General features: G+C 33.9%; 4 protein-coding genes. 3 read left to right on the forward strand and 1 reads right to left on the reverse strand.

The features are described 5' to 3' along the window. The coding region (locus ACY65O_RS14720; RefSeq protein ID WP_462221617.1) for a hypothetical protein at positions 1-703 on the reverse strand (703 nt) is incomplete at its 3' end. A 34-nt stretch (positions 704-737) separates the two neighbouring features. Between ACY65O_RS14720 and ACY65O_RS14725 the strand changes: the two genes are divergently transcribed. The 3 genes from ACY65O_RS14725 to ACY65O_RS14735 form a co-directional block, all read left to right on the forward strand. After that, positions 738-1541 carry an exodeoxyribonuclease III gene (locus ACY65O_RS14725; RefSeq protein WP_462221618.1) on the forward strand — a complete coding sequence of 268 codons (804 nt, stop codon included), beginning with the start codon at positions 738-740 and terminating at the stop codon, positions 1539-1541. Positions 1542-1667: 126 nt separating this feature from the next. Then, positions 1668-4112 (forward strand): DUF2339 domain-containing protein, encoded by a 2445-nt coding sequence (locus tag ACY65O_RS14730; RefSeq protein ID WP_462221619.1) that lies wholly within the window; start codon positions 1668-1670, stop codon positions 4110-4112. Further along, on the forward strand, positions 4090-5299 hold a 1210-nt coding region (locus tag ACY65O_RS14735; RefSeq protein WP_462221620.1), incomplete at its 3' end, for a hypothetical protein. The genes ACY65O_RS14730 and ACY65O_RS14735, both read left to right, overlap by 23 nt.

Raw genomic sequence — 5299 nt, forward strand, 5'->3', positions numbered from 1 at the left:
CAGAAGGATTGGTGCTGTAAACAGAAAAATTATTTTCAAAGTCAGCACTTGCGCATTCCAATTTAATTTTATGTACAGTAGGTAACTTCATTAAACGGTAACGTTCGTCTGCAATACTTCCACCGGTCTGCTCGTGGCCACTAGCCCAAATATAAGTAGCAGAAGAAATAAAAGTATTTATCTCCCCAACAAAAAACAATCCTTTAAAAATAGTCCGTAATAAATTTCTTGAACCTGATTCGTATTGAGTAAGTAATTCAGAACAGCGAAAAGGTACATTCTTATAAATACCTTCCATGTAATCGTCTCCATCATACCAGTCAAAATTTTTTCTAAAAAGGCCACTGTGTTTGTAGTCTTCTTTTGCAATTACTTCATCTGGTTTATAAATAATGCCCGGATGCAGGTAAGAAATGATTTCACGGATAATTGTTTCTTTAAAATCACTGGTGTACTTATCTTTTCTACTAGAATAAAAATATACGCTTACCACTATTGCAACAATAAAAAAAGCTATAGCAGCACCGCTGTATTGCTCAATGTATCCAATTTGGTAAGCTGCAAATGTAACTACGGCCAAAAATGCAGTTACAGGTGCTATAATTCCCCAATTGCCTGCAGCTCCTGCTTCAGCTTTTAAATTAGTAATTAAAGGTTGCAGCTTAATAGTATAAAAATCTTCAAAATCTTTTATCTCGTCCATAAATATTTAATGAATTTATTTCTTTTTTGTAACTATGCACAATCAAGTTTTAAAACTCATTCCCATGCGTATCATCTCTTACAATGTTAATGGCATACGTGCCGCATTAAAAAAAGGTTTTATTGATTGGTTAAAAACCAACCCGGCCGATATTATTTGTTTACAGGAAACTAAAGCCACACAAGGCGATGTAGATGTAAAACTGCTGGAAGATTTAGGTTTTCACCACCATTGGTTTAGTGCACAAAAAAAAGGCTATAGTGGCGTAGCAGTATTTACAAAAATAAAACCCGATAATGTTTGCATTGGCTGCGGTATAGAAAGCAGCGATAACGAAGGCCGTGTAATACAATTAGATTTTGGTGATATCCGTTTAATAAATGCTTACTTCCCCAGTGGCACCAGCGGCGATGAGCGGCAGGCATTTAAATATGTTTGGTTAGATGAATTTCATTCTTATCTTACCAAATTAAAAAAGAAATTTCCAAAAATAATTTTAGTGGGTGATTATAACATTGCCCATAACGAAATTGATATTCATGATCCCAAAGGCAATAAAAATTCTTCGGGTTTTTTACTGCAGGAACGGGAATGGCTAACAAAATTTTTAGCCAGTGGCTGGATAGATACCTTTCGTGAGTTTCATAAAGAACCACACCGCTACAGCTGGTGGAGTCAGCGTTTTCCTACTGTAAGGTTAAATAATAAAGGCTGGCGTATTGATTATATCACTGTTACAGAACCGCTAAAAAAACAATTGAAAGATGCTGATATCTTTCATGATGTAAAACACAGTGACCATTGCCCGATATATGTTGAAATAGCCCCCAACCCCTAAAGGGGAGTTATATGCATAAATAATTGTTAAACGAAAAGTTTCATAACCATTGCTTTAACAAATTATATCAGCCGTGTACCAAACATCGTTGTATCTTGTTTTGCAGTAACTAACTAACAAACTGCTATGGAAGTTTTAATTTTTCTTGCAATTGCTGTAATCTTTTTCATTGTTTTAAATATCCAGAGTAATCAGCGCAATAATGCGGATAATCTTAAAAAAGATTTATCTGTTCTTAATAAACAATTGCAGGATTTAAAAAATCAGTTATTTAATCTGCAGCATAATGCTCCGGTAATTACTACCCCCGATCAGCAACAAAAAGAAAAAGAAGCTGCCGAATTAAAAGCACAGGAAGAATACAAACAAAAAATTGCGGCTATTGAAAGCTTGCGCCTTCATAAGGAGGCAAAGAAAAAAATTGAAGAAGAAAAATTATCACAGCAGCATCCGGTAGTTACAGTTGAAGTAAACGAAACCATTGATACTCCCAAAATAAAGGTACAACCGCCACCTTCAGCACCGCAGGAAAGCTGGAGTGAAAAATGGGTAAGAAACAATCCTGATCTTGAAAAATTTATTGGCGAAAATTTAGTAAGTAAAATTGGTATTGCTATTTTAGTTTTAGCGATTGGTTTTTTTGTAAAATATGCAATAGATAAAGAATGGATTGGCGAAGTGGGCCGTGTGGCCATTGGTATTTTATGTGGCGGTATCCTTATTGCGTTGGCACACCGCCTGCGTAACTCTTACAAAAATTTCAGTTCTATACTTGCAGGCGGCGGTCTGGCAGTTTTTTATTTTACAATCACATTGGCTTTTCAGCAGTTTGAATTATTTAGCCAAACCACTGCATTTATTATAATGATTGTTATTACAGCATTTGCTGTGGCACTTGCATTGCTCTATAATAAACAGGAGCTGGCCATCATTGCTTTAATTGGCGGCTTTGCTGCACCGTTTTTAGTGAGTACCGGCAGTGGTAATTACAAAGTACTATTTACATATCTTATTATTTTAAACAGCGGGCTTTTATTTATTGCTTACTACAAAAGCTGGCGCCTGCTCAACATTTTAAATTTTATTTTTACTGCAATACTGTTTGGCAGCTGGCTTGTTTTTTTACGTTACGATGAGCCCATGGTTACTTTTAAAAACGGGTTCTTATTTGCAACTGTTTTTTACCTGATGTTCTTTATAATTAATATTGCACACAATATCAGGGAGAAAAAGAAGTTCATTGCATCAGATTTTGGAATATTGTTACTCAACACTTCCTTATACTTTGCAGCAGGTATTTACTGCTTAACCAAAATGCATGCAACTGATTTCAGGGGATTATTCAGTGCATCAATGGGTGTATTTAACCTGGCGGCTTCGTACTTTTTATTCCGCAAACAAAAAGTGGATACCAATATTTTATACCTGCTCATCGGGATTACACTCACATTTATTTCTGTTACTGCACCCATACAATTGCATGGCAATTATATTACTTTATTTTGGGCAAGTGAAACGGTATTGCTGTACTGGTTATTTACCAAATCTAAAATTAAAATCATTCAATATTCATCGGGGCTTGTTTGGATTTTAATGCTGATTAGTTTAGTGATGGACTGGTTGCAATTGTATGGCTTTTATGATGTTAAAACGAACATCATTGCCAACAAAGGTTTTATCACTACACTGTTTGCGGCTATTGCTACTTACTTATTATTTGTGCTGCGCCATAAAGAAGATGAAGATACCAAAGCAATTACATCAGGTATTATACCCAACAAAAATGTTTTTAGAATTATTGCTATTATTTTATTATTTGCTGCAGGGGCGTTTGAAATAAATTACCAGTTTAATTATTACTACCCGGGTACAAAAATAAATATGTTGTACCTGGTATTGTACAGCGTTGCATTTGTAAGCATATTAACTGTGGTTGCGCAAAAAGTAAAACAACTGCAACTCCTTTGGTATGTTACAGCAACAATGCTTGCAGCCTGTATTGTTTTTTACTTTATGAGTTTGCCGCAAATTATACAGATTCAACAAGGGATTTTAGAAAGTCATAAAAACAACAATCATTTTATTGCACACTGGGCAGGCGCTTTACTGGTGGCTGTAGTATTTTACAGGCTTATCCAATTAATAAGAAATAACAAAGCACCGCTTAAAAATAATTTTGATTTAATTACCTGGTTGCTTTGTACAGCAATAGTTATTTATTTAAGTGTTGAAATATTTTTATTATCCAACAGCATTTTTTATGCTGCTAACAATCCTCTCGAAAATATCCAAAGGATTTATATTAAAACAGGTTTACCCATTTTGTGGGGTCTTTGTTCTTTTGCATTTATGTGGCTGGGCATGCATTTTAAACACCGTACTTTACGCATTATTTCGCTCAGTTTATTTACGCTTACCCTGCTAAAATTATTTATATTCGATATCAGGAATATTCCTGCAGGTGGTAAAATTGCTGCGTTCTTTTGTTTGGGAGTTTTACTTTTGGTAGTTTCCTTTATGTACCAGCGTTTGAAAAAAATAATTATTGATGATGAAAAAAAGATGGAGTAGTATTTTTTTATTTTGTTTTATAAATATTTGCTGTGCCGCACAAACAGCAGGCTATAAATTTTACAGTTTGCTGGACAGTGTAAAAATTTCCGGGTTTTATAATATTGAAATAACACCAGCATTATCTGCACATTTAAAACTTGACTACAGCGATTTTAGGATTGTGAATGATTCGGGTAAGTGGGTGCCGCATGTAATGCATTTTCCAGAAAGAGAAATAAATTATGATGTTTTAACGATGGATTTAAAGTTTACAAAAATTGAAAACGCCAACGTAAGTACAACCCTGATAATAGAAAACGGAAAAGATATAATTTCAAACCTGGGACTTATTATAAAAAATACTGCAGCTGAAAGATTTTGTTCTTTAAGCGGAAGTGACGATAAGAAAAATTGGTTTGTAATAAATGACAGTATTCTTGTTAACCCTGTACCGGATGAAAGAACAACAACCAATGATTTTAGAATTAATTTCCCCTCCAGCAGTTACCAATTTTTTAAAATAATAATTTACAACCATAATAAAAATCCTTTTGATATAAAGAGTGTGGTGCAATTCACTACCGCAGCTGCTATTGATCATCCTCAATATAAATTAATTGAAAATCCTGAAGCTTCAATTTTACAAAAAGACAGCGGCAAAATTTCCTACATAAAAATTACCCAGCAGCAACCTTTTCATTTTGATAACATAAGCATAAAATTAAATGGCTCAAAATATTTTTACCGAAATGTTGATTTGTATATTCCCTATTCCAGCAGTCATTCATTTTCAAATCCGGGGCAATTGCTGCAAACGTTTGCTATTTCTAATAACAGTACTTTACAATTTAAAATTCCGCAGAGTAATGTAAAAATTTTTTATTTATTGATACATAATGAAGACAATTTACCCCTTACTTTAAATGCAATAAAAACATCCAACAGCTACGGTTTCGTCACATCTTACCTAGAAAAAGGAAATCGTTATAAGCTAATACTCGATAATGCATCAGCAATTATTCCCAACTACGATTTAACCAGGCTTAGTCCAAAAATATCTGATAGCATTCCATTTTTAACTGCTGGTAAAATTACAGCTGTTGAAGAAAATAATATTATTTTAGCTCCTGCAAAAAATAACAAATGGATATTATGGGCAGCAATAACAGCAGCCTTATTAATTTTACTGTTGTTTACCAAAAAAA

Origin of the sequence: Ferruginibacter sp., assembly GCF_031430955.1 — a bacterium.
GTDB lineage: Bacteria > Bacteroidota > Bacteroidia > Chitinophagales > Chitinophagaceae > Ferruginibacter.

What these genes read in the sequence shown, in the direction of transcription:
- ACY65O_RS14725 (WP_462221618.1), top strand. Translation starts at nt 738, where the DNA reads ATGCACAATCAAGTTTTAAAACTCATTCCCATGCGTATCATCTCTTAC.
- ACY65O_RS14730 (WP_462221619.1), top strand. Translation starts at nt 1,668, where the DNA reads ATGGAAGTTTTAATTTTTCTTGCAATTGCTGTAATCTTTTTCATTGTT.